The organism is Paracoccus fontiphilus (assembly GCF_017356265.1).
Classification (GTDB): Bacteria; Pseudomonadota; Alphaproteobacteria; order Rhodobacterales; family Rhodobacteraceae; genus Paracoccus; species Paracoccus fontiphilus.
Genome location: NZ_JAFNAW010000005.1, coordinates 1 through 20,625 on the forward strand (window position 1 = coordinate 1; position 20,625 = coordinate 20,625).

Here is a 20,625-nt window from a genome sequence, read left to right on the forward strand (position 1 = left end):
CTTGACCACTGAATGACCCGAAAACCATAATCAAAGGTGGGTCAGTTCTCGATGGAAAACCTGGGTCACTTCTGGGTGGAAATCAACATGTAGGTAGCTTTGAAAGCTACCTGTCTGCCCCTTACGCCGGGGAGGCGCTCCATCGCCCTGCGGGCAATTGCGCGGATGATATTCATCATCCTTGCGGCCGGCCATGCTGGCCCGGCCAGAAAAATAATATTTTAAAAAAAACTAATATTTTTCTATTCGAGAAATGTCTATTACTCAAAATGCGAGCTTACGTTTCTCCTTCGCCGCGCTACCGCGCGGGTTCGGGAACGAGCCCAATCCTCTTCCCTTCCTTCCCGAACGGGGCCCGGGGCGGAGCCCCGCTTATAAGTTTGGCCTACGCTCAGAACACGCGGGGCAAAGCGTCGATAGCGGGTTTCAGCATGGTCAGCGGCGTCCTGCTTCCGTAGCGTCTGTCCTCTTCTCCGGCCAGCGCGTGACCGAGCAGGTGGTGCCGTGTCACCTCCGGCAACCCTTGCTCGTATCGCAACTCGTTGGTTACGTAATGCCGGAATGAATGGAAGTTCTTGTCTTGTGCCGCCTGACCCAACTGCTTCTCCAAGGTCTTGCTCCAATGGTAGGCAATGCTGGCGCCCAGGCCAGCGCGTTTTGACTTGCGCTTCAATTCTGGGAATACAGGCCCATTCGCCAGGGCTTGGACGTGGGCGAGAAAGCCCATTTCGATGAGGTGTTCGTGGATTGGGACCTTGCGCCGTGACTGCTTGTTCTTGATCCGGCGAAGTCTATTGTTCTTGATGCTAAACGCCCACACCCCCTCTTCCTGAATGATCTCGTCACACAGAAGGCCTGCAATCTCCTCGCGGCGGGCGCCGGAATAAGCGGCAATAAGCGGGATCCAGAACAGGCCGTCGCGAACAATAATCTCCCCTGGCTTGGTTCGGCTGCTGGTGCTGGCGCTGCCGCGCCAGATTGCCCCATTGAAGATGGCGACAACGTCGTCCCGCGCGAATGGTGGGACTTTCTCCTGTTCGTCCTCTTCGTCAGTCTCCCGCAAGTCGCTGATGTCCAGCAAGGGGTCGAGAGCGATCCCTTCAGACCTCGCCTGCTTCAGCATCTGCCCGATGAAGCCGAGGTTCCTGTTCACTGTCGCCGGAGCAAGTCCGACCTCCGCCTCACGCGCGGAGGCTGCGGCGATAATCTCCGACAGTGGCATGTTCTTCTCTTTCGAGCTTTTGCGATATGTTGGCGGCAGTTGCGCCATGGTATCGCAAAAGCGAGCAAGGTCCGCCTGCCGCAGTCTGCGGATATCGCTGACCGCAGTTGCCTCGACAAGCAGAGCTGCCGTGTTTCTGATCTGATAGGCGGTCGTATCGGTTGCCTTGCCCCGCGCTTCCTTCTTTGAGGCCAACCGATCGGCGACAGCAGAAATCGCCGGGTCGTAGTCCGGCTCCTCCTCCGGCAGTGATTCACTGATCTGAGAGGCAGTCGGAGGCGCGCTGACAGTTTTCCCTGTGAGGGATTCGGCAAGATCGAGCGCCTCTGTCAGCTTGGGATCAGTTCGACGGCTGGCACTGAGATAGGCTGCCGCGCGTCCGCGGAGGTAGATCTGCCGCGAGTCCAGAAACTGATGGACGTTCAGCCCTGGGAGGCCTGCAAGCTCTGCAGCGGCGCGTCTGATCTTCGTCTCTACAGCCTCGCTCAGAGCTTCGCCTGCGGCTTGCTGGAGGTAGCTGTCAATCTTCGGCAGGTCCTGCGCCGGAACACCGTCAGCAACGATCTCCGCGCGTTCTACTTCGCCAAGATCGGCGCTGACCCCGTCTCGGGCGAGAAGTCGCAAGGCATGCCCCAGCGCACGATCTTCGGCTGCATTGGTTCGGGCATAGCCCGTCTCGCGGCTATCCGACTGCGCCCGATTGCGCCGGTCGATGCGCTCAAGCTCCTCCCGAACCACACGCTCAAGCCATTTCCTCGCGGCCTCCCGCGTCAATCCGTCCAGCGCCATCGCCTCGAAAACCTGATCACTTTCGAACGTCACGATGCCGCCAAGGCGTCGCGCTGTCCACGGGCAAGCCGTGCCGAGACTGATCTGAAGGTGAATTCCGTCGCATGGCACCCTGGCCGGAATTCTGCGTCGCCACGTGTAGATTGCGCCGCGTCGAAAGACGAAGTTGACGATGCCCACCTTTAAGCCCCCTTACGGTTGGGCGCAGCACCATTGATGGGCAATCATGGAGGACATGAGTCCCTTTGACTGCCTCGCGGCCTCTTCAGGTAAAGCTTTCAAGAACTTGGATGATGTTGGCTGGGGCGGTAGGATTCGAACCTACGGTACACGGTACCAAAAACCGATGCCTTACCACTTGGCCACGCCCCAACTGTGGGAGGGTGAATAGCCAAGCCTGCGCGGGGGTGCAAGCCGAAAAATACCAAAACTTGTCAGTATTCCAAACGGGCATTATGCCGCGCGGATGGAACAAGTTGACCTTCTCATCTTGGGCGCCGGAGCGGCGGGATTGTTCTGCGCAGGCTCGGCCCTTCGCCAAGGACGGCGCGTCCTGGTGCTGGATCATGCCGGAAATCCGGGCGAAAAGATCCGCATCTCGGGCGGCGGGCGGTGCAACTTCACCAATCTCGCCACCGCGCCGGACAGGTTCTTGTCCCGAAACCCGCGATTCTCTGCAAGCGCGCTGTCCCGCTATGGCGCCCGGGACTTCGTGCGGCTTGTCGACCAGGCCGGCATTTCCTGGCATGAAAAGACGCAAGGGCAGCTGTTCTGTGACGGAAAGGCGACGCAGATCACGAGGATGCTGCTGGACCGGATGCAAGGCGCCGAGCTGCGGATGCAAACCGCCCTGCATACCGTCAGCCACGACGGCATTGGCTTCATGGTCGAGACATCTGCAGGCACCGTCCGCGCCGCGCAACTGGTCGTGGCGACCGGCGGCAAATCCATCCCGAAGATCGGAGCCACGGGGTTCGCCTATGACATTGCCGCGCAATTCGGACTGCGCATGGTCGAGACCCGCGCGGCTCTTGTTCCACTGACCTTTGCCGAACAGGAACTGGCGCTTTGCCGCCCCCTGGCAGGCGTTTCGGTCGAGGCCGAGATTCGTCACGGCGGCGGCGGTTTCCGGGATGCGCTGCTGTTTACGCATCGCGGGCTCAGCGGGCCGGTGATCCTGCAGATTTCAAGCTTCTGGACGCCGGGCGAGACGCTGCGGGTCAACCTGGCCCCCGACCACGACATTGCGTCAGAATTGAAGGCAGGTCGCGGCCAGGCAGGGCGGGTCAGCGTCGCCTCGGCCCTCGGCCGCTTCCTTCCCGCCCGTCTGGCTGCCGCGATCTGCGAGGAAACGGGTCTGACGCAGGCGCGGCTGGCCGACCAGCCGAACAAGCGGCTGGAGGCGATCGGCGCGCGCGTCAACGGATGGCAGGTTCGCCCGGTAGGGACCGAAGGCTATCGCACGGCGGAAGTGACGCTTGGCGGCATCGACACGCGCGACCTGGACGCCCGCACCATGCAGGCACGCAAGATGCCGGGGCTGTTCTTCATCGGCGAATGTGTCGACGTCACGGGCTGGCTGGGCGGCTATAACTTCCAATGGGCATGGGCGTCCGCGGATGCGGCAGGACGCGCCTAGCCCATCACCGGGTCGGCCTTGGCCAGCCTGTCGAACGTCATCAACGATTCGACAAGGGCGGGCATCCGGTCCAGCGGGATCATGTTCGGCCCGTCCGAGGGCGCGCAATCGGGGTCCTCATGCGTTTCGATGAAGACGCCCGCCACACCCAGCGCCACGGCCGCGCGGGCCATCACGGGCGCGAACTCTCGCTGCCCGCCTGACGAGCCCCCCTGCCCGCCCGGCTGCTGCACGGAATGCGTCGCATCCATGATGACCGGATAGCCGGTGCGCGCCATGATCGGCAAGGACCGCATGTCAGCCACCAGCGTGTTGTAGCCGAAGCTGACGCCGCGTTCGGTCAGCAGGATGTTGTCGTTCCCGGTCGAGGCGACCTTGTCGGCGACATTCGCCATGTCCCAGGGGGCCAGGAACTGCCCCTTCTTGATATTGACCACCGCGCCGGTTTTCCCCGCGGCCAGCAACAGATCCGTCTGGCGCGACAGAAAGGCGGGGATCTGGATCACGTCCACCGCCTGCGCCGCAAGAACCGCTTGCCCGGCATCGTGAACGTCGGTCAGGACCGGGCAGCCAAGCCGGTCGCGCACCGTGGACAGGATGGTCAACCCTTCCTCGATCCCCACGCCGCGCCGTCCCTTCAGCGAAGTCCGGTTGGCCTTGTCGTAGCTGGCCTTGAAGACATAGCTTGCCCCGGCCTTCGCGCAGGCCTCGGCCATCCGCTCTCCGATCATCAGGGCATGGTCCAGGGTTTCAAGCTGGCAGGGACCGGCAATCACCGTCAGGGGCAGATCGTTGCCGCAGGAAAGGTTGCGGATGCGGATGTGCTTGGGCGGGGTCATGTGGATACCTGTTCGCGAAGGATCGAGGCTGTCAGCGACAGCATCAGATAGATACCCGAAAAGATCAGAAAGGCCACCAGCGTATTCTGGAATGCCTTGGGATAGGTCGCCTCGTCCGGCGGCACGGGCGCGACGGACAGCGACAGATAGCGGACCTGCTTGTTGGCCTCGATCCGTGCGGCTTCCATCTGCGCGGCGGCGGTGGCCAGCAGCTCCTGCCGGGTCAGAAGGTCGCTTTCCGCAATTCTCAGTTCGCCCGAGATGAGCGCAAGGGAATTGCGCCCGTCATTGCTTTCGGTCAGTTGCGTCCGCGTTTCCGCGATCATCTCCTCCAGCCGAGTGATGTCGCCCCGGACGGCGGTGACGCGACTTTCCAGCGGCTGCGGGTTCGACAGCAACTGTCCCAGTTCAAGGCGCTTCGTGGCCAGTTGCGTTTCAAGGGCCGAGATCTGGTTCATGATCACCGTGCCCTCGGCCGCCGGATCCAGGACGCCCAGCGTTTGCTGCAGTTCCTGCACCCGGCGCTGCGCCGCCAGCACCTTGGCCTCGGCATCCTCGTAGATCTGGATCGCGCCTTCCATCTGATCCTCGCGCAGGCGAGAGGTCATCTGGTCCACCTGTTCTTCCGCATAGGCGATCAGCGCCAGCGAAAAGTCGTGGCTTTGCTGGGGATCGGGGGCGATCACCTCCATGTCGATCATCCCCTCGGTCGGGTCGTAGCCGATCTTGACCGATTTCCGGTAAAGCTCGAACGTCTCCTCGTTCGTGGCATCTGCGGAAAGCCGCTTGACGGGATCGATGGCGGGGTTCTGGTAAGCCCCCCTGAAGCCCTTGTCCGCGTCCAGCCGCAGCATGGCATCGCGCGAGGTCAGGTAGCTTTGTACCGCCACCGAATCCGTGTTCGTGCCCATCAGCCCACCGGTCACGGCATCGCCCAGGCCGCCGGCCATGCCGCCCTGGCTTTGGGCGGACTGGATGCGGAACTGCGACACGGTCGCGTACAAGGGCGTGGCAAGCCGGAAGTAGTACCAGCCCGCCAGCGCGGTCGGAATGATCACGAACGCCAGCAACCGCAGCGTCAGCATGACCATCCGCCGCCGCCGGCGCAGCGCGATGTCGCGCTGGATGCGGTATATCTCGGCCGCGCGCTTTTCCTCGGTCAGCACCTCTCGCGAAGGCAGTTCGCTCCGGACGGGACCGACATCGGTGCCGGGCTTCACGGCGGGCGCCGCGGGACCCTTTCGCGGCATCACCACGGGCGTGTTTGCCGCAGGCTTGGCCTGCGCGCGAGTGCCTTCGCTGGACAGGATCTGCCCCAGGGCCGCGCGGTGCGACGGATCGATGCCACGCTGCCGCAAGCGCAGCACGGCCTCCTCGTCAGAGCCGACCTCGATCTGGTGCAGGGTCGCGATCCGGCGCGCGATCCGCAACTGGCGCTCTGACAGGTTCTCCTTGCGGATCAGGTCCAGTTGCGCGTCCAGTTCATCCTCGCTTGCGGGTTCGGGCACGTTGGTCGGCGGAACATGCCCCAGCCCGTCGTCGACGGGGTCGGTGCGCATGAAACGGGCACGCTCGTCCTCTGGCAAGGCGCCCGCCCCCCCGGCCTTCTTGCGGACCGAAATCCGGATGTTGGCGTCCGAGAACGGGCGTTCGGCCGCGTCGCCCGCTTGCGGCTGGGCTTGCGGGCGAACCGATTCGGCTGCCGAGGCGTGATAGCGGCGGGCCTTAGGCGGTGTAGTCATAATACTGTTTCGCCTCAGCAAGGGATTCGAATGAATAAAGCCGACCGTCGCGCAGGATGGCGGCCGACCGGCAGAATTTCTCGATGGTGGCGGGTTGGTGGGACACGATCACGACGGTCGCGGTTTTCAGCCGGTCATAAAGGACCGCGCCAGCCTTGCGGTTGAATTCGGCATCCGTCGTCTGCGGCATGCCTTCGTCGATCAGGTAGATGTCGAATTCAAGCGCGAGCAGCAGGGAAAAGGTAAATCGCTGCCTCATCCCGGCCGAATAGGTCCCGACGGGCATGTCGAAATATTCGTCGATATCCGTCAGCCAGCGCGTGAATGCGGAAACATAATCCGGATCCAGCCCGTAGATCCGGGCGATATAGCGCGCGTTCTCGTTGGCGGAATGCTTGCTGACGACGCCCCCCATGAAGCCCAGGGGAAAGGAAATGCGGCAGGTCCGGCGGATCGTGCCCTCATCGGGCTTTTCCAGCCCGCACATCATGTTGACCAGCGTGGTCTTGCCGGTCCCGTTCGGCGCAAGGATGCCCAGCGAATTGCCGAGTTCGACCCGGAAGGATGCCTGATCCAGGATCACCTTGCGCCGCGTTCCCGTCCAGAAGGACTTCGAGACATTGTCGAATTCCAGCATCGGTCATCCCTGCCGCCGCGCAGCTTCGCAATTCCGGACAGCCCGGCGCGGGCGACACTAGTATTGGGCGAGCGATGTGTCCAGTTTTCACCCTCCGTGATGCCCGAAGGCCCGCTTCTTGTCACCCCTACAAACACGCCGCATTTTCACTATCTGTTCCCCATGCCATCGCTTGAACACTCCATCACCGCCTGCCGCTTGTGCGCGCCGCGTTTCGCCGACACCGCCACGGCCCACGAGCCCCGGCCGGTCGTCTGGTTCAGGCCGGGCGCGCGCATCCTTGTTGTCGGGCAGGCGCCCGGAATGCGCGTGCATCGCAGCGGACGCCCTTTCACGGACAGGTCGGGCGACCGGCTGCGCGACTGGATGGGCGTGGACCAGTCGATCTTCTACGATCGCGACCGCATTGCCATCGTGCCGATGGCTTTCTGCTTTCCGGGCTATGACCTGCGCGGGTCCGACCTGCCGCCGCCGTCCCTCTGCGCGCAGACCTGGCGCCATCAGGTGTTGCAGCAGTTGCAGCCCCGGCTGACGCTTCTGGTGGGCGGATACGCCATCCGGTGGCACCTGGGGCAGCGGGACGTGACCGCCACGGTCGCGTCGTGGCGCGACCATGCGCCGGCGGTCTTCCCCCTGCCCCATCCGTCCTGGCGCAACACCGGCTGGCTGCGCCGCAACCCGTGGTTCGAGACAGACCTTCTGCCCGCCCTGCGGGGCGCCGTCCGCGCCGAGCTGACGCGCAACGACTGAACTTTCGTCGGGCGGCGCAAGCCATCGGTTGACAGGGTGACACTGGTCGGGCCATGCCGTTTCCATGACGACCGACATCCTGATCGCCCGCGCCGCCCGCAAGTTGCCCATCGCCGAGATCGCCGCCAGGCTGGGCCTGAGCGACAGCGACATCCTGCGGTATGGCCATGACAAGGCGAAGATTTCGCATCATGCCCTTGCCGGGCTGGCGGATCGGCCGCGCGGCCGCCTGGTGCTGGTGACGGCCATCAACCCCACCCCTGCGGGAGAGGGAAAGACGACAACGACCGTCGGCCTGGGCGACGCGCTGAACCGCATCGGCAAGCGCGCGACCGTCTGCATCCGCGAGGCGAGCCTTGGGCCGAACTTCGGCATGAAGGGCGGCGCGGCGGGCGGCGGCCATGCCCAGATCGTGCCGATGGAGGAGATGAACCTTCATTTCACCGGCGACTTCCACGCGATCACGGCCGCCCACAACCTGCTGGCCGCGATGATCGACAACCACATCTACTGGGGCAACGACCTGGACATCGACACGCGCCGGATCACCTGGCGCCGCGTGATGGACATGAACGACCGTGCCCTGCGCGACATCGTCGTGGGACTTGGCGGCGTGTCGAACGGGTTTTCCCGGCAGACAGGCTTTGACATCACCGTGGCGTCAGAGGTGATGGCGATCCTCTGCCTGGCCCGCGACCTGGACGACCTGCACGCGCGACTTGGGCGGATCGTCATCGGCTATACCCGCGACCGCCGTCCTGTGACCGCCCGCGACCTGAAGGCGGACGGGGCGATGACCGTCCTGCTGCGCGACGCGCTGCAGCCGAACCTGGTCCAGACGCTGGAAAACAACCCGGCCCTTGTCCATGGCGGTCCCTTCGCCAACATCGCGCATGGCTGCAACAGCGTCATCGCCACGGACACGGCCTTGCGCCTGTCCGACTATGTCGTGACCGAGGCAGGCTTCGGCGCCGACCTGGGGGCCGAGAAGTTCCTGGACATCAAGTGCCGCCTGGCCGGGCTTTCGCCCGATGCCGTCGTGCTGGTTGCGACCGTCCGGGCGCTGAAGATGAACGGCGGCGTCCCCAAGGAAGACCTCGCGTCCGAGAATGTCGCCGCCGTGGTCCGAGGCTGCGCCAACCTGGGCCGCCATATCGAGAACCTGCGCGGCTTCGGGCTGCCGCTGGTGGTCGCGGTCAACCATTTCGCCGGCGACACGCCGGCCGAGATCCGGGCGCTTCAGGACTACTGCGCCCATCACGGTGCCAAGGCCATCCTGTGCCAGCACTGGGCCAAGGGCGGCGCCGGAGCCGAGGATCTGGCCCGGCAGGTGGTGGCCCTGGTCGAGGGGGGCGAAGCGGATTTTCACACCCTCTATCCCGACTCCATGTCGCTGTGGCAGAAGATCGAGACGATCTGCACCCGCATCCACCGCGCCGCCCATGTCGAGGCCCTGCCCGGCGTGCGCGCCCAACTGGACCTGTGGGAGGAAGAGGGTCACGGCCACCTGCCCGTCTGCATCGCCAAGACGCAGTATTCGTTTTCGACCGATCCCGCGTTGCGCGGTGCACCCGAAGGCCATGTCATTCCGGTCCGAGAGGTCCGGCTGAACGCCGGTGCGGGCTTCGTTGTGGCGATCTGCGGCGAGATCATGACGATGCCCGGACTGCCGCGCCATCCTGCCGCCGAAGTCATCGGCCTCAACGACCTGGGCCAGATCGAGGGGCTGTTCTAGGCCGCGATCGGCAGGTTCGGCTGCGAGCCATGCCAGCGGCGGTAAATGGCCATGTGCAGCGCAACAAGCGCGGCCAGCGTCGGCCGCAAGGCGCTGTTGTCCTGATCGGCGGTCCCGAAGCCGATGCGCGCCGGGAATGATCCGTCGGGCCGCTGGCTGGAAATGATATCGGCCAGCATCGGGGCAACATCGTGATCCGGATCGATGAGGCAGAGGCAGTAGCACATCTGGGCCAACGGCATCAGCCGACCCTTCCGCTCGGCCCAGTTGGCAAAGCGCAGGCAGTTCGAGAAGGCATCGCCATAGGTGCGGGCGCTGGCAAAGCGCGGCCGCTCCATGCCGAAGCAATAGCACAGGGCCAGGACGCTGGCATAGGTATCAATGGCCTGATCAGTCAGCCGCTCCTCGGGAATCGGTGTGCGCAGCATCTCCTCGGCCTCGGCCAGCAGCGCCGCCTCCAACGGCCGGACCAAGGAAGCCCGGTCGGCGGGGAACATCGATGCGCCCGAGAGCGCCGGTGTCGGATCGACATCCGTGAGGCCCTTGAACAGCCTGGCGCTGCGCCAATCGGCCGAGCCGCTGCCCCGGCTGAAACCGGCCTTGGGATTCGGGATAATGCGAGATTTAAATCTATTCGAAATAAATTGTTGCAGGGGAACGGGCGTTCCCCGCAGGCCGGAGCATATATATGCAGCGACCGCGATTTCAGTTACATCATCGGCGAAATTGTCGCCGAGATCCGCAGCAACCGGCAATTGATCAATCCGGCTGCGCAGCCATTGCTGGCTGCGTGCGCCGATCAGCGTCAATAGCTGCCTATAGGCCGGATCATGAGTCACAGGCTTGCTCCTCCCGAATGGCGTTAAGAGATTAGAAACCTTGAATGAGGATTTGGCAATAATTTCGACATAACGACCAAAAAGAAGATGCTGAAAACTTTCATATAGACCTAGTGTTTTGAATCTGACGCTTGTTACCTGTTCCCGCAGATGCCATCGAGTGCGTCGAGCGCGCGTCGTTCACGGGTGAGGATGTCGTCGGCTGACTTGGTCCAAACAAAGGGCTTCGGCCGGATGTTGTGCTGCGCCAGGTAGTCGTAGATTGCGTCCTCCAAGTCGCTCACGCTGGTATAACTGCCTCTGCGAATACGCTTTGCAGTGATCTCTGCGAAGAAGCGCTCGACAAGGTTGAGCCAGGAGGCACTGGTTGGTGTGAAATGCAGCTTGAACCGCGGATGTTTCTCCAGCCAGGCCTGCACCTCGGGCGTCTTGTGGGTCGCGTAGTTGTCGAGCACGAGATGGATGTCACGTGGTTTGCGGACGACGCGGTCGATGCGGCGCAGGAAGGTCAGAAATTCCCGTGCCCGATGACGCGGCATGCAATCACCGATGACCAGACCGGATTTGACATCAAGCGCGGCGAACAGGGTGGTCGTGCCGTGGCGCTTGTAATCGTGGGTCATCGTGGCGGCGCGCCCCTTCTTGAGCGGCAAGCCAGGCTGGGTCCGATCCAAGGCCTGGATCTGTGATTTTTCATCAACACACAGCACGACAGCGCGGTCCGGCGGGTTCAGATACAGGCCGACGATCTCGGTGACTTTCTCCTCAAAAAGGGGGTCGTTCGACACCTTGAACCCGCGCGAGACATGCGGCTTCAATCCCGCCTCCGCCCAGATGCGTCCCACGCTCGAAGGAGAGATCCCCACCGCTTCGGCCATCATCGAGCGGCTCCAGTGGGTGGCGTTGGGAGGAGCCTCCTGCACGGTCTTCGCGATCACCATCAGCCGTGTCTCCCGGGGCAGCGGAGGCACCCGCGAAGGCCGGGTCTTGTCGCGCAGCAGCCCTGCCACACCCTCGTCGAGATAGCGGGATTGCCAACGCCAGACAGTGGGCTTCGAAATCCTTGCACGCCGCATGATCTCGTTGGTGCCGTAGCCATCGTCGGTAGCCAGAATGATCTCGGCCCGCCAGACCACCTTGCGTGGCGTGTTTCGGTCAGTGAGCACGGTTTCAAGCCGCGCTCGATCGGCAGGGCCAAGGTAAAGGCTGATGTCGTCTCGTCTCATCCGCCGAACATGCCAGACGCGACTACAAGAAGGAATCTTCCGTTAGGTGGTGAACACTAGGCAAATGAAAATGCTGTTTATAATGCGCAGGAACCGATGGTAGGCACGGTGCCATGGGACGGTGAAACGACTAACCAGGAATGTCTGGAAAGGTTCCTGTCTTTCCAGCGCCATGAAGCATCTCGCAGACCCTTGGTTTCGTCAAGATAGAGGGCCGCACGCCAGGCGACGTCAGGGGCATGGCCCCCTCTCGGCAGTTGCCGTCCAGGCGTGCCAGCGAACGGCTGAGGTTCCGATCGCACCACCCGATCATGCAATGGCAACAAGGGGTGTCGTCAGCGTGCCCCGGGTTCGGCAGCAAGTCGCGGCAGCGCCTGCAAGCCTTTCACGCTGATGGCAAGGGTTGCCGGGCGGCCGCCGTTCGCTCCGGCGGCCGCGCAGCCTGGAAGGCTTATCCCGCCAAGGCGCTTTCCACCGGCTGCACTGCAGCCTCGCGACGGTTGCGCAGTTCCTCGGCCACCAGGAAGGCCAGTTCCAGCGACTGGCTGGCGTTCAGGCGAGGGTCGCAGGCGGTGTGATAGCGGTCCGACAAATCCTCGTCAGTGACGGCGCGGACGCCGCCGGTGCATTCGGTCACGTCCTTGCCGGTCATCTCGAAATGCACGCCGCCGGGGATCGTGCCCTCGGCCTTGTGGACGGCGAAGAACTCGCGCACCTCGCGCAGGATCGAATCGAAGGCCCGCGTCTTGTACCCGGTCGAGGACTTGATGATGTTGCCGTGCATCGGGTCGCAGGACCAGACGACATTGGCGCCCTCGGCCTGGACCGTCTGGATCAGGCGCGGCAGGTGGTCGCCGACCTTGCCCGCGCCGAAGCGCGCGATCAGCGTCAGCCGGCCCGGCTCGTTCTCCGGGTTCAGCTTGGCCATCAGCACCTTTAGGTCCTCCGAGGAGGTGGTCGGGCCGCATTTCAGGCCGATGGGGTTCTGCACACCCCGGCAGAACTCCACATGCGCGCCGTCGATCTGGCGGGTGCGGTCGCCGATCCAGATCATGTGGCCCGATCCCGCGACCGGCAGGCCGGTGGTCGAATCGACGCGGGCCAGCGCTTCCTCGTATTCCAGCAGCAGCGCCTCGTGGCTGGTGTAGAAATCGACCTTCGACAACTGGTGCGCCGTGTCCGAGTTCACGCCCGCCGCCTGCATGAAGGCCATGGCGTCGCTGATGCGGTTCGCGATGTCACGATATTTCGCGGCCTCGGGACCGCCCACGAAATCGGCGATCCAGCTTTGGACGCGGTGCATGTCGGCAAAGCCGCCGGTCGAGAAGGCCCGGAGCAGATTCAGCGAGGCCGCAGCCTGCGTATAGGCCGCCAGCATCCGCTGGGGATCGGGAATCCGCGCATCGGCCGTGAAGTCGAAGCCGTTGATGATGTCGCCGCGATAGCTTGGCAGCTCGACCCCGTTGATCACCTCGGTTGGCGCGCTGCGGGGCTTGGCGAACTGGCCCGCCATGCGACCGACCTTGATGACGGGCATCTGGGCGCCCCAGGTCAGCACCACCGCCATCTGCAGCAGCAGCTTGAAGGTGTCGCGGATGTTGTCGGCGCTGAATTCGGCAAAGCTCTCGGCGCAGTCGCCGCCTTGCAGCAGGAAGGCGCGGCCTGCCGCGGCCTGCGCCAGTTCCGCCTTGAGGCGACGCGCCTCGCCCGCAAAGACCAGCGGCGGATATCGGCGCAACTGCGCCTCTACCGCCTGCAGCGCGGCAGGGTCCGTATAGTCCGGCATCTGGACGCGGGGATAGGCGCGCCAGCCGGCCTTGTCCCAAGACGGGGTGGCGGTCTTGCGGTTCTCCTGCGTCATGGCACGCACTCCTTGGAAAATGATCGTGACGGTATAAACGGGAATGGGGCAAAGGGGAAGGTGGCGCCTCGGCGCAGCGGACCCCTTGCGGCAACGGAAAATCCCTGCTGATGTCGTTCGACCACGCGCGAAGACAACCCCCATGCCATCCGACAAACCCCGCCGTTTCACGTTCCTGCTTCTGGACCGTTTCACCATGCTGCCCTTCACCGCCGCGATCGAGCCGCTGCGGCTGGCCAACCGTTCCGCAGGCGAGCAGCTTTACAGCTGGCGGCTGGTCGGGCCGGGCCAGGACCACGCCACCTGCTCGAACGGGGCAAGGGTCGCCCTGGATGCCTCGCTGGACGCCGAGGCGCCGGCCGAACGCGATGACGTCGTGATCGTCTGCGGCGGCACCGACATCGCGCGGGCCACGACAAGGCCCGTGCTGAACTGGCTGCGCAAGCAGGCGCGCAGCGGTGCCACCATGGGCGCGGTCTGCACCGGCGCCTGGGTTCTGGCCGAGGCGGGCCTGCTGGACGGGCGCAAGGCCACGATCCACTGGGAAAACCACGACGGCTTTGCCGAGGCCTTTCCCCAGGTCGACCTGTATCGGTCGATCTTCGTCAATGACGGCAACCGCCTGACGGCGGCGGGGGGCACGTCCTCGATCGACCTGATGCTGCACCTGATCGCCGAGGCGCATGGCGACGCCCTGGCAACCGAGGTCGCCGACCAGATGCTGCACACCGCGATCCGGACGGACCAGGATCGCCAGCGCCTGTCGATCCCGACCCGCATCGGCGTCCGCCACCCCCGGCTGGCCGCCGTGATCGCGCGCATGGAAGGCAATCTCGAAGATCCGATCAGTCCGGCCCAGCTCGCCGCCGATGCGGGCATGTCCACGCGGCAGCTGGAACGGCTGTTCCGGCGCTATCTGAACCGCAGCCCCAAGCGCTATTATATGGAAACGCGCCTGGCGCGCGCGCGCAACCTGCTGATGCAGACCGAGATGTCGATCATCGAGGTCGCCTTGGCATCGGGCTTTTCCAGCCCCTCGCACTTTTCCAAATGCTACCGGGCGCTTTACGGCAGCACGCCCTATCGGGAGCGCGGGACAGGCGCCGTCACGGCATGAAAAAACCCCGGTGCGGATCGCACCGGGGTCCATGACGCCAGACCGATCAGCTTGGAACGGTCGACTGGTTGGGGTCCAGCCCGATATGGGTGCCCAGGGCCGCCATATCCGCCAGCAGCTTGGCAGCGGCGGTCACGACATCGTCGCCCACCGTGTCCCGCTTGGCTTCCGCGTTGCGGCGCTTGCGATGCGCGTCGGCCATCATCTCGTTGAAGAGGCCTTGGGTCATCTCCTCGCGGGCGTGGCCGCGTTCCGCCAGAAGGCTGACGGAGTCGGGCCCGATCTCGACAAAGCCGCCGGTCACGGCAAAGTCCTTCTGCGACCCGTCGGCACCGATCAGCGTGACCAGCCCCGGCCGCAGCGTGACGATGGTGGGCGCGTGGCCGGGCATGGCGGTCAGGTCGCCGTCCGTGCCCGGCAGGCGCACCTCGCGCACGGGAACGGAGACAAGGCTCCGTTCCGGCGACACGAGGTCGAACTGCATGGTATCGGCCATCTCGCCCCCTTACGCGGCTTCTGCCGCGAGACGCTGGGCTTTCGCCTTCACCTCTTCGATGTCGCCGACCATGTAGAAGGCGGCCTCGGGCAGGTGGTCGTATTCACCGGCCACCACGGCCTTGAAGGACGCGATGGTCTTTTCCAGCGGCACCTGGACGCCGTCGGAGCCGGTGAAGACCTTGGCCACGTCGAAGGGCTGCGACAGGAAGCGCTGGATCTTCCGGGCGCGGGCCACGGTCAGCTTGTCCTCCTCGGACAGTTCGTCCATGCCCAGGATCGCGATGATGTCCTGCAGCGACTTGTATTTCTGCAGGATGCCCTGGACGTCGCGGGCCACCTTGTAGTGCTCCTCGCCCACGACGGCGGGGTCGAGGATGCGGCTGTTCGAGTCCAGCGGGTCCACGGCCGGGTAGATGCCGAGTTCCGAGATCGCGCGCGACAGCACGGTCGTGGCGTCCAGGTGGGCGAAGGTCGTGGCGGGCGCCGGGTCGGTCAGGTCATCGGCCGGAACGTAGACGGCCTGGATCGAGGTGATCGAGCCGTTCTTGGTCGAGGTGATGCGTTCCTGCATCGCGCCCATGTCGGTCGCCAGCGTCGGCTGGTAGCCCACGGCGGACGGGATGCGGCCCAGTAGCGCGGACACTTCCGAACCCGCCTGCGTGAAGCGGAAGATGTTGTCCACGAAGAACAAAACGTCGGTGCCGGTGGCATCGCGGAACTGCTCGGCCACGGTCAGGCCGGTCAGGGCGACGCGCATCCGGGCTCCCGGAGGCTCGTTCATCTGGCCGTAAACCAGGGCCACTTGGCTTTCGGACAGGTTGTCCGGCTTGATGACGCCCGATTCCACCATCTCGTGATAGAGGTCGTTGCCCTCGCGGGTCCGTTCGCCGACGCCCGCGAACACGGAATAGCCCGAGTGCACCTTGGCGATGTTGTTGATCAGTTCCATGATCAGAACGGTCTTGCCCACGCCAGCACCGCCGAACAGGCCGATCTTGCCGCCCTTGGAATAGGGGGCCAGCAGGTCGATGACCTTGATGCCCGTGACCAGGATCTCGGAACTGGTCGCCTGCTGCGCGAATTCCGGGGCGGGCTGGTGGATCGCGCGACGCTCGGTCGCGGTGATCGGGGCGCCTTCGTCAACGGGCTCGCCCACGACGTTCAGGATGCGGCCCAGGGTGACGTCGCCGACCGGAACGGTGATCGGGCCGCCGGTGTCGGTCACGCGCTCGCCGCGGACCAGACCTTCGGTCGAGTCCATGGCGATGGTGCGGACGGTGTTCTCGCCCAGGTGCTGGGCCACTTCCAGGACCAGCTTCTTGCCGTTGTTGGTGGTTTCCAGCGCGTTCAGGATCGCGGGCAGGTGATTGTCGAACTGCACGTCAACGACGGCGCCGATCACCTGCGTGATTTTACCAGTGGCCTCTGCCATGTGATTACCCCTACGTGTCAGAGCGCCTCGGCGCCCGAGATGATTTCGATGAGTTCCTTGGTGATCGCGGCCTGACGCGAGCGGTTGTACTCGGTCGTCAGACGGTCGATCATGTCGCCCGCGTTGCGCGTGGCGTTATCCATGGCCGTCATCCGCGCCCCCTGTTCGGAGGCCGCATTTTCCAGAAGCGCCGCAAAGATCTGCGTCGCGACCGAACGCGGCAGCAGGTCGGCCAGGATGGCCTCCTCGCCGGGTTCGTAATCGTAAAGCGCCGAAGCCCCGCCGGTCGATCCGCCTTCGGGCATTTCGGCCGGGATGATCTGGCGCGCGGTCGGAACCTGGCTGATCACCGACTCGAAGCGGTTGTAGAAGATCGTCGCCACGTCGAAGTCACCGGCCTCGAAGCGGTCCAGCACGTCGTCGGCAATGGCGCGGGCGTTGTCGTAACCCACGCGCTTGACCTCGGACATATCGACATGGCTGACGAACAGGCTGCCATAGTCGCGCTTGAGCTGCTCGCGGCCCTTCTTGCCGACGGTCAGGATCGCGACCTCTTTGCCCTCGCCGCGCAGCCGGTCGGCATGTTGCCGGGCCAGCTTGACGATGGTGCTGTTGAAGCCGCCGGCCAGACCGCGTTCCGAGGTCATGACGACCAGCAGATGCTTGCGGTCGGCGCCCGTCCCGGCCAGCAGGCGCGGCGCCGATGCCGAACCGGCCGCGTTCGCGGTCAGCCCGGCCATCACCGCGGCCATGCGGTCGGCATAGGGACGCGCGGCTTCCGCCGCGTCCTGCGCACGGCGCAGCTTCGCGGCGGCGACCATCTGCATCGCCTTGGTGATCTTCCGCGTGTTCTTGACGCTTCCGATCCGGTTCTTGAGATCCTTGAGACTGGGCATCTATTCCCCCTCTCAGGCGCGGGTCTTGTTGTATGCGTCCAGAGCCGCCTTGATCGCTTCTTCCAGATCGCCCGAGACCTTGCGGTCGTTGCGGGTCATGTCGTCCAGCAGGTCGGACTTCTGGTTGCGCAGGAACTGGATCAGCCCGTCTTCCCAAGCCACGACCTCGCGCACCGGCACGTTGTCGATATAGCCCTTGGTACCGGCATAGATGACGATCACGATTTCGGCGTTCGTCAGCGGGCGATACTGCGGCTGCTTCATCAGTTCCGTCAGGCGCGAGCCGCGGTTCAGCAGGCGCTGCGTCGCGGCGTCGAGGTCCGAGCCGAACTGCGCGAAGGCCGCCATCTCGCGATACTGGGCCAGTTCCAGCTTGACCGGACCGGCGACCGATTTCATCGCCTTGGTCTGGGCGGCGGACCCCACGCGGGACACGGAAAGACCCGTGTTCACGGCCGGACGGATGCCTTGGAAGAACAGTTCGGTTTCCAGGAAGATCTGGCCGTCGGTGATCGAGATCACGTTGGTCGGGATATAGGCCGACACGTCGCCCGCCTGCGTCTCGATGATCGGCAGGGCGGTCAGCGAACCTGCGCCATTGGCCTCGTTCAGCTTGGCCGAACGCTCCAGCAGGCGCGAGTGCAGATAGAACACGTCGCCCGGATAGGCTTCGCGCCCGGGCGGACGGCGCAGCAGCAGCGACATCTGGCGGTAGGCCACGGCCTGCTTGGACAGGTCGTCATAGATGATCAGCGCGTCCATGCCGTTGTCGCGGAAATATTCGCCGATCGCGGTGCCCGAATAGGGCGCCAGGAACTGCATCGGCGCGGGGTCCGAGGCAGTCGCGGCCACGATGGTCGTATAGGCCATGGCGCCGGTTTCTTCCAGCTTCTTGACCAGCTGGGCAACGGTCGAACGCTTCTGGCCCACGGCGACATAGACGCAGTGCAGCGTCTTCATGCCGTCGTCCTCGCGGCCGTTGTAGTTCAGCTGGTTCAGGATCGTGTCCAGCGCGATGGCGGTCTTGCCGGTCTGGCGGTCGCCGATGATCAGCTCGCGCTGGCCACGGCCGACCGGGATCATGGCGTCGACGGCCTTCAGGCCGGTCGCCATCGGCTCGTGCACCGACTTGCGCGGCATGATGCCAGGGGCCTTGACGTCGGCGATCCGACGCTCGGTCGCCTCGATCGGGCCCTTGCCGTCGATCGGGTTGCCCAGCGCGTCCACCACGCGGCCCAGCAGGCCCTTGCCGACCGGCACGTCCACGATCGAGCGGGTGCGCTTGACAGTATCGCCTTCCTTGATGTGGCGGTCGTCGCCGAAGATCACGATGCCGACGTTGTCGGTCTCGAGGTTCAGCACCATGCCCCGGACGCCGCCCGGGAATTCCACCATCTCGCCGGCCTGCACCTTGTCGAGGCCGTAGACGCGGGCGATGCCGTCACCGACGGACAGCACCTGGCCCACTTCGGCCACTTCGGCGTCCTGCCCGAAATTCCTGATCTGATCCTTGAGGATGGCCGAAATCTCGGCTGCCTGGATTCCCATTATCCGACCTCTTTCATAGCATTCTGGAGGGAAGCGAGCTTCGAGCGGATCGAACTGTCGATCATCTGCGAACCCAGCTTGACAATCATGCCGCCGATAAGAGCCTCATCGACGCGAGTGTTCAGTTTGACGGTCTTGCCCGATTTCCGGGCCAGCGTGTCGCGCAGGCGCTGCTGCTGGTCGTCGGTCAGCGCGACGGCGCTTGTCACGTCGGCCGTCACCTCGCCGCGTTCCTCGGCGATCAGCGCCTGAAGCTGGCGCACCAGCTGCGGCAGCACGAACAGGCGGCGGTTCCTGGCCATCAGTTGCAGCGTGTTCGCCAGCACCTGCGAGAAGCCCATGCGCTGGGACAGCGCGGCGATGGCGCGGGCCTGGTCGTCGCGGGTGTAGATCGGCGCGCTGATGAGATCGCGCAGGTCGGCACTGTCCTCCAGCGCGGCGCGGAGATCGTCGGCCTGCTGCGCCAGCGCATCCAGCCCCCCGTCATCCTTCACGATATCGAAGACGGCCTGTGCATAGCGCCCGGCGATGCTCTGGGACATGGAAACAGAGTTGGCCACGGTCATCCTTTACGGTTTGCGCAAACCCCGCTGGCGGGCCGGGCTTCTGTCCGGTCTGTCGCGGGGTGCGGGTCGCGTTCGCGCGGCTTATGGAGGGCCGCCCTGAAATCTGCGGCGTCTCTAGCAGGTGAAAACAACTCGGGCAACCTGCTAGAATACGGAAATGAGAAGGATTGCGACCTTTGGACCGCGGCAGGTTGCCCCATTGCCGGAACGGGCTTCGCCAAGGCGTCCTGGCCAGGTTTCAACCGGCGCGACGCAGGGCAAAACAACCCGGCATGAGGGTCATCCATGGGGACGACGCCTCATGCCGGGCATTACTGGCAACACGATACACAGGACGGGCAATTCCGCTAGGCGTCGTCAGGCTCGGCAAAGCGGAGGAACTTGTCACAGCAGGCTACTCAGTACGATACCCATATAGGACGAATTGCTGCGGTGCGGCAGTTCACCTTATGGACAGATTCAGGGCGATTCGCCTGACAAGAGCCGCGGGATTCTTGCGCATCGTGCAAGTTTTGTTCCAGATGCGGACGCGCCGGCCGGGGTCCCACCACGCCGTCCAGGATCTGCAGCGGGCTTGGAACATGCACCCTCAGATCCGGCCCGATGGGTGCGCGGACCTGCTTGGAAAGCTCGATCAGGACCACCCCTGCGATCAGCACCCGGCTGATCCGCATCCCGGTGCGTTCCCACATCTGCGCGCTGCCAAGCCAGAACCGCCGGTCCGACGGGGGAATATAGACCGCAGACCCGTGCCATTCCGGCACGAAGCCCGCCCGGCGCGCCTGCGTCTCGATCTGGCCCGTGGTGTAGCTGCGCCCGAGGCCGAAGGGCGTGCGGTCCGAGGCCGCCCACAACCCCGCGCGGTTGGGGACCATGACCACCATCCGCCCCCCGGGCCCAAGCACCCGCCACGCCTCGGCCAGCAGGGCCGCCGGGTCGTCGCTGGTTTCCAGGCCATGCAGGATCACCAGCCGGTCCACGCTGCCGGTTTCCAGCGGCCAGGCCGTCTCGTCGCACAGGACGCTGTGGTTGGGCATCCCGGCGGGCCAGGCCATCACGCCCTGCGGGCCGGGCATCAGCGCCGTGACGCGTCGCGCGGTCGCCAGGTAGGGCCGCAGCATGGGGGCGGCAAAGCCGAATCCCGCGACGTTCATCCCGGTGCACGCCCCGGGCTGCCACCGTGTCACCAGCCGGTCGCGCAGGATGCGCTGCACGACGCGGCCAAGCGCCCGCTGGTAATAGAAGCTGCGGAGATCCGCGATATCGTGGTGCATTGCGCCCCGGCCCGG

General features: G+C 64.6%; 17 protein-coding genes and 1 tRNA gene. 4 read left to right on the plus strand and 14 right to left on the minus strand.

Annotation, left to right across the window (positions count from 1 at the left end):
- Window positions 1–391: 391 nt before the first annotated feature.
- The gene (locus tag J0F76_RS03085; RefSeq protein ID WP_207465607.1) at window positions 392–2,191 is read right to left on the minus strand and encodes a DUF6538 domain-containing protein; all 1,800 of its coding nucleotides are present in this window, start codon (window positions 2,189–2,191) and stop codon (window positions 392–394) included.
- 117 nt (window positions 2,192–2,308) lie between these two features.
- Window positions 2,309–2,383, minus strand: a tRNA-Gln gene (locus J0F76_RS03090).
- Window positions 2,384–2,477: 94 nt separating this feature from the next.
- Between J0F76_RS03090 and J0F76_RS03095 the strand changes: the two genes are divergently transcribed.
- Window positions 2,478–3,650 carry a BaiN/RdsA family NAD(P)/FAD-dependent oxidoreductase gene (locus J0F76_RS03095; RefSeq protein ID WP_207465610.1) on the plus strand — a complete coding sequence of 391 codons (1,173 nt, stop codon included), beginning with the start codon at window positions 2,478–2,480 and terminating at the stop codon, window positions 3,648–3,650.
- Here the strand turns inward: J0F76_RS03095 and kdsA are convergent.
- Genes kdsA through J0F76_RS03110 form a run of 3 tightly spaced genes read right to left on the minus strand, consistent with a single transcriptional unit; the run spans window position 3,647 to window position 6,868 of the window.
- Window positions 3,647–4,489: a 3-deoxy-8-phosphooctulonate synthase gene (gene kdsA / locus J0F76_RS03100; protein WP_207465613.1), complete on the minus strand. Its 843-nt coding sequence runs from the start codon at window positions 4,487–4,489 to the stop codon at window positions 3,647–3,649. The two genes, J0F76_RS03095 and kdsA, sit on opposite strands and share 4 nt — an antisense overlap.
- The gene (locus J0F76_RS03105; protein WP_207465615.1) at window positions 4,486–6,231 is read right to left on the minus strand and encodes a KpsE/RkpR family capsule polysaccharide export protein; all 1,746 of its coding nucleotides are present in this window, start codon (window positions 6,229–6,231) and stop codon (window positions 4,486–4,488) included. Before J0F76_RS03105 ends, kdsA begins: the two co-directional genes overlap by 4 nt.
- Entirely contained in the window at window positions 6,215–6,868 is a 654-nt protein-coding gene (locus tag J0F76_RS03110) for an ABC transporter ATP-binding protein (RefSeq protein WP_207465616.1), read from the minus strand. The genes J0F76_RS03105 and J0F76_RS03110 overlap by 17 nt, the downstream gene beginning before the upstream one ends.
- Window positions 6,869–7,030: 162 nt before the next feature.
- Here J0F76_RS03110 and J0F76_RS03115 point away from each other — a divergent pair, with 162 nt between their 5' ends.
- Window positions 7,031–7,618, plus strand: coding sequence for a uracil-DNA glycosylase family protein (locus J0F76_RS03115; RefSeq protein ID WP_207465617.1), 588 nt, complete (start codon window positions 7,031–7,033; stop codon window positions 7,616–7,618).
- Between the two features lie 64 nt (window positions 7,619–7,682).
- On the plus strand, window positions 7,683–9,353 hold the full coding sequence (locus J0F76_RS03120; protein WP_207465618.1) for a formate--tetrahydrofolate ligase: 1,671 nt from the start codon (window positions 7,683–7,685) through the stop codon (window positions 9,351–9,353).
- On the opposite strand, the gene J0F76_RS03125 is transcribed toward J0F76_RS03120, so the two are convergent.
- The 3 genes from J0F76_RS03125 to J0F76_RS03135 all read right to left on the minus strand — a co-directional run bounded on the left by J0F76_RS03125 (window position 9,350) and on the right by J0F76_RS03135 (window position 13,279).
- Entirely contained in the window at window positions 9,350–10,192 is an 843-nt protein-coding gene (locus tag J0F76_RS03125) for a hypothetical protein (RefSeq protein WP_207465619.1), read from the minus strand. The genes J0F76_RS03120 and J0F76_RS03125 overlap by 4 nt on opposite strands.
- A gap of 134 nt (window positions 10,193–10,326) precedes the next feature.
- Entirely contained in the window at window positions 10,327–11,418 is a 1,092-nt protein-coding gene (locus J0F76_RS03130) for an IS630 family transposase (protein WP_207465620.1), read from the minus strand.
- A 451-nt stretch (window positions 11,419–11,869) separates the two neighbouring features.
- Window positions 11,870–13,279 (minus strand): class II 3-deoxy-7-phosphoheptulonate synthase, encoded by a 1,410-nt coding sequence (locus J0F76_RS03135; protein ID WP_207465621.1) that lies wholly within the window; start codon window positions 13,277–13,279, stop codon window positions 11,870–11,872.
- 142 nt (window positions 13,280–13,421) lie between these two features.
- On the opposite strand from J0F76_RS03135, the gene J0F76_RS03140 reads away from it, so the two are divergent.
- A complete protein-coding gene (locus tag J0F76_RS03140; RefSeq protein WP_207465622.1) occupies window positions 13,422–14,396 on the plus strand; it encodes a GlxA family transcriptional regulator in 975 nt (324 codons plus the stop codon).
- Window positions 14,397–14,442: 46 nt separating this feature from the next.
- Here J0F76_RS03140 and J0F76_RS03145 read toward each other — a convergent pair whose 3' ends face one another.
- The 6 genes from J0F76_RS03145 to J0F76_RS03170 all read right to left on the minus strand — a co-directional run bounded on the left by J0F76_RS03145 (window position 14,443) and on the right by J0F76_RS03170 (window position 20,610).
- Window positions 14,443–14,892, minus strand: a complete 450-nt coding sequence (locus J0F76_RS03145) for a F0F1 ATP synthase subunit epsilon (RefSeq protein ID WP_207465623.1) — start codon at window positions 14,890–14,892, stop codon at window positions 14,443–14,445.
- A 9-nt stretch (window positions 14,893–14,901) separates the two neighbouring features.
- Complete coding sequence (gene atpD / locus J0F76_RS03150; protein WP_207465625.1) at window positions 14,902–16,326, minus strand: F0F1 ATP synthase subunit beta; 1,425 nt, start codon at window positions 16,324–16,326, stop codon at window positions 14,902–14,904.
- Between the two features lie 17 nt (window positions 16,327–16,343).
- Window positions 16,344–17,222: a F0F1 ATP synthase subunit gamma gene (locus tag J0F76_RS03155; RefSeq protein WP_207465627.1), complete on the minus strand. Its 879-nt coding sequence runs from the start codon at window positions 17,220–17,222 to the stop codon at window positions 16,344–16,346.
- Between the two features lie 12 nt (window positions 17,223–17,234).
- A complete protein-coding gene (gene atpA / locus J0F76_RS03160) occupies window positions 17,235–18,770 on the minus strand; it encodes a F0F1 ATP synthase subunit alpha (RefSeq protein ID WP_207465629.1) in 1,536 nt (511 codons plus the stop codon).
- Window positions 18,770–19,330, minus strand: a complete 561-nt coding sequence (locus J0F76_RS03165) for a F0F1 ATP synthase subunit delta (RefSeq protein WP_207465632.1) — start codon at window positions 19,328–19,330, stop codon at window positions 18,770–18,772. The genes atpA and J0F76_RS03165 overlap by 1 nt, the downstream gene beginning before the upstream one ends.
- 404 nt (window positions 19,331–19,734) lie before the next feature.
- Entirely contained in the window at window positions 19,735–20,610 is an 876-nt protein-coding gene (locus tag J0F76_RS03170) for a methyltransferase domain-containing protein (RefSeq protein ID WP_207465634.1), read from the minus strand.
- Window positions 20,611–20,625 lie beyond the last annotated feature (15 nt).

Coding starts and splice junctions, on each gene's coding strand:
- J0F76_RS03095 (WP_207465610.1), top strand. CDS start 2,478: ATGGAACAAGTTGACCTTCTCATCTTGGGCGCCGGAGCGGCGGGATTG.
- kdsA (WP_207465613.1), bottom strand. CDS start 4,489: ATGACCCCGCCCAAGCACATCCGCATCCGCAACCTTTCCTGCGGCAAC.
- J0F76_RS03105 (WP_207465615.1), bottom strand. CDS start 6,231: ATGACTACACCGCCTAAGGCCCGCCGCTATCACGCCTCGGCAGCCGAA.
- J0F76_RS03110 (WP_207465616.1), bottom strand. CDS start 6,868: ATGCTGGAATTCGACAATGTCTCGAAGTCCTTCTGGACGGGAACGCGG.
- J0F76_RS03115 (WP_207465617.1), top strand. CDS start 7,031: ATGCCATCGCTTGAACACTCCATCACCGCCTGCCGCTTGTGCGCGCCG.
- J0F76_RS03120 (WP_207465618.1), top strand. CDS start 7,683: ATGACGACCGACATCCTGATCGCCCGCGCCGCCCGCAAGTTGCCCATC.
- J0F76_RS03130 (WP_207465620.1), bottom strand. CDS start 11,418: ATGAGACGAGACGACATCAGCCTTTACCTTGGCCCTGCCGATCGAGCG.
- J0F76_RS03135 (WP_207465621.1), bottom strand. CDS start 13,279: ATGACGCAGGAGAACCGCAAGACCGCCACCCCGTCTTGGGACAAGGCC.
- J0F76_RS03140 (WP_207465622.1), top strand. CDS start 13,422: ATGCCATCCGACAAACCCCGCCGTTTCACGTTCCTGCTTCTGGACCGT.
- J0F76_RS03145 (WP_207465623.1), bottom strand. CDS start 14,892: ATGGCCGATACCATGCAGTTCGACCTCGTGTCGCCGGAACGGAGCCTT.
- atpD (WP_207465625.1), bottom strand. CDS start 16,326: ATGGCAGAGGCCACTGGTAAAATCACGCAGGTGATCGGCGCCGTCGTT.
- J0F76_RS03155 (WP_207465627.1), bottom strand. CDS start 17,222: ATGCCCAGTCTCAAGGATCTCAAGAACCGGATCGGAAGCGTCAAGAAC.
- atpA (WP_207465629.1), bottom strand. CDS start 18,770: ATGGGAATCCAGGCAGCCGAGATTTCGGCCATCCTCAAGGATCAGATC.
- J0F76_RS03170 (WP_207465634.1), bottom strand. CDS start 20,610: ATGCACCACGATATCGCGGATCTCCGCAGCTTCTATTACCAGCGGGCG.